Origin of the sequence: Emticicia sp. (genome assembly GCF_049241225.1) — a bacterium.
In the GTDB taxonomy this organism is placed as follows: domain Bacteria; phylum Bacteroidota; class Bacteroidia; order Cytophagales; family Spirosomataceae; genus Emticicia.
Map to the genome: position 1 here is coordinate 1 of NZ_JBMLRC010000381.1, position 3,239 is coordinate 3,239.

Sequence of the window (3,239 nt, forward strand, 5' to 3'; positions counted from 1 at the left end):
TCCCAACCCCACCCATATACGTCTCACTTTCAGCAACTTAACAAATATTTTACAACATCATTTGCAGAAAAAATAAAAACTTTTAATTATCTTGCCTTACAAATATATAACCGCTAATCTTCAAATGTTTTTATGAGCAGGAAAGTGTTAGTTTTAAATGCCGATTATAGTGCATTAAGTATTTGTACAGTACCAAAGGCCTTTTTATTGGTTTATCTCGACAAGGCCGAGTTAGTCTCCGATTCCCCAAAAGGTATGCTTCGCACCGTCGATAAAAGCTATCCACTCCCTTCTGTCATTAGGCTCAATCATTACGTCAGTTTGCCATTTAAAGGCGTGATGCTCAGTAGGCAGAATGTATTTAGGCGTGACGGCAACAAATGTGTTTATTGCGGAAGCCACGAAGACCTCACACTCGACCACGTAGTACCTAAATCAAGAGGCGGAAAAACCAACTGGGATAACCTCGTAACCGCCTGCCGCCGCTGCAACTCTCGCAAAGGCGACCTCACCCCCGAAGAAGTCGGATTTACTCTCCCCCGAAAACCTTACAAACCATCTTTTATTATGTTTCTACGAGACTTCGCAGGCTCTATCGAAGAGAACTGGCTGCCGTTTCTTGGAACAAAAGAACGGGCGTAGGTTTTAAAATTTCATGCTTAAACTGCCTGCAAAGTAACAAAATGCTTTGCACACTAATCTTTTGCCTCTTTCTGTGGCTATTTTTTAGTTTCTACCAAAAAACTACTTACTTTTGGTAAAAGCAAACCCCACATAATAGCTACTCGTATCATGCCTACAAATAATTTTGATATTAGCGGACTGACCCAGCAGCAGGTTTTAGCAGCCCGAGAAAAATTTGGTAGTAATAGCCTCGACTACAAAAAAGAAAATGGTTTTCTGGAAGCCGTAAAAAGCTTAATCAAAGAGCCAATGGTAATTTTGCTACTCGTGGCTTCGGTTATATACTTCATCAGTGGCGATATTGGCGATGGTATTTTCTTGGCTTCGGCCATTGTTTTGGTGGCTACTATTTCGCTTTATCAAGATTCTCGCAGCCGTGATGCCCTCGAAAAACTCAAAAACTTTACGCAACCCACCTGCAAGGTCATTCGTGACGGCGAAATCATAGAAATTTCGAGTGAGGAATTGGTACTTGGCGATAGCCTCGTGATTGAAGAAGGCACACTCGTGGCGGCCGATGGAACGATTGTGCGTTCAAATGATTTTTCGGTCAATGAATCAATTCTTACGGGCGAATCGCTTTCAGTTGAAAAAGATGCCAGTAAAGAAGATAATCAGGTTTTTAGAGGAACAACCGTGGCCAGTGGCTTGGCGATAGCCACCGTAACGGCCATCGGCAATGAAACCAAATTGGGTAAAATAGGTAAAAGCCTTGAGAGTATTGAAGAAGAAGAAACCCCACTGGAGCTGCAGATAAGCAATTTTGTCAAGAAAATGGTTATTGCGGGAGCAATCGTTTTTCTGATTGTCTGGGGAATCAATTACTTCAAATCGCACGATGTTTTGGATAGTTTGCTCAAAGCCCTTACGTTGGCAATGAGTATTCTGCCCGAAGAAATTCCAGTGGCTTTCACGACTTTTATGGCGTTGGGAGCGTGGCGATTAATGAAAATGGGAATCGTGGTAAAACAAATGAAGACCGTAGAAACATTGGGAAGTGCGACTGTCATTTGTACCGACAAGACGGGTACGATTACCGAAAATAAAATGTCGCTGGCCAAGATTTTTGTGTTGGGTTCGGATAAAATTGCTGAGCCAGAAAGCACACTAACCGATGCCGAGAAAAACCTGATAGAAATAGCCATGTGGGCAAGCGAACCAATTCCTTTCGACCCGATGGAAATTGCTTTGCACGCAGCTTACGCAAAAACGACTCCGCAAGACGAACGCCCGAACTTCGAATTGATTCACGAATATCCGCTGGGTGGAAAACCGCCCATGATGACGCATGTTTTTGCAAATAAAGCAGGAAAACGCTTCATTGCGGCCAAAGGAGCAGCCGAGGCTATTATGAATGTGAGTGTTTTGACCGAAACCGAAAAACAGAAAATCAACGAAACTATAGCGGCACTGGCCAAAGAAGGTTACCGAATTTTGGCAGTAGGAGAGGCTCAATTTGACGGGAATAATTATCCTAAAACTCAACAAGAATTTAAGTTTGGTTTCAAAGGTTTAGTAGCTTTTTATGACCCACCCAAGAAGAACATTCAAGCGGTTTTGAATAGTTTTTATAAAGCAGGAATCGACGTAAAAATCATCACGGGCGATAACGCCGCCACCACAACGGCCATTGCCAAACAGATTGGCTTTAAAGGTCACGAACGCAGCCTTACGGGCGACGAATTAATGCAATTATCAGAAACCGAATTGCAACAACAAGTAAAAGATACCAATCTTTTTACTCGAATGTTTCCCGAAGCGAAACTACGCATCATCAATGCCTTAAAAGCCCAAAATGAAATTGTGGCCATGACAGGCGATGGCGTAAACGATGGTCCAGCCCTCAAGGCGGCACACATTGGCATTGCGATGGGCAAAAAAGGCACTGAAATTGCCAAACAAGCGGCTTCGTTGATTTTGGTAGAAGACGATTTATCGAAAATGGTTGATGCCGTGGCAATGGGCCGAAAGATTTATACCAACCTCAAAAAAGCCATTCAGTATATTATTTCTATTCATATTCCAATCGTCTTGACGGTTTTTATTCCTTTGGCTTTGGGTTGGTTGTTTCCGAATATTTTTTCGCCAGTTCACATCATCTTTTTGGAGTTGATAATGGGGCCAACCTGCTCAATTATCTACGAAAATGAGCCAATGGAAAAAAACACGATGAGTCAGCAACCACGCCCAGCCATCAATACTTTTTTTAGTTGGAAAGAACTGACTATCAGTGTTATACAAGGTTTGATGATTACGGCAGGAACGCTGGCAATTTATCAATACGGTGTGCATGAAGGTTACAGCGAATCACTTACTCGTACGTTGGTTTTTGTTACACTTATCATTGCCAATATTTTCTTAACTTTGGTCAATCGCTCGTTTTATTATTCAATTTTCACGACTTTGATGTATAGAAATAATCTTGTATCCTTGATTATTTCTATCACACTCGTTTTGCTTTGGTTATTGATTTTCGTGAAGCCACTGGCCAATTTCTTTGCCTTCACACCACTGACAATCGAACAACTCGGCATTTGTCTTGGAGTTGGTTTTAT

The 3,239-nt window shown here is 42.0% G+C and carries 2 protein-coding genes; both read left to right on the forward strand.

Features of this window, described 5'->3' with window-relative positions:
* The first annotated feature begins 132 nt into the window (after positions 1-132).
* Positions 133-642, forward strand: a complete 510-nt coding sequence (locus ACOVO2_RS19990) for an HNH endonuclease (RefSeq protein WP_188765495.1) — start codon at positions 133-135, stop codon at positions 640-642.
* Between the two features lie 150 nt (positions 643-792).
* The coding region (locus ACOVO2_RS19995) for a cation-translocating P-type ATPase (protein WP_421771676.1) at positions 793-3,239 on the forward strand (2,447 nt) is incomplete at its 3' end.

Bases quoted from the DNA above. Each gene is read 5' to 3' on its own strand.
- ACOVO2_RS19990 (WP_188765495.1), top strand. From the start codon at position 133: ATGAGCAGGAAAGTGTTAGTTTTAAATGCCGATTATAGTGCATTAAGT.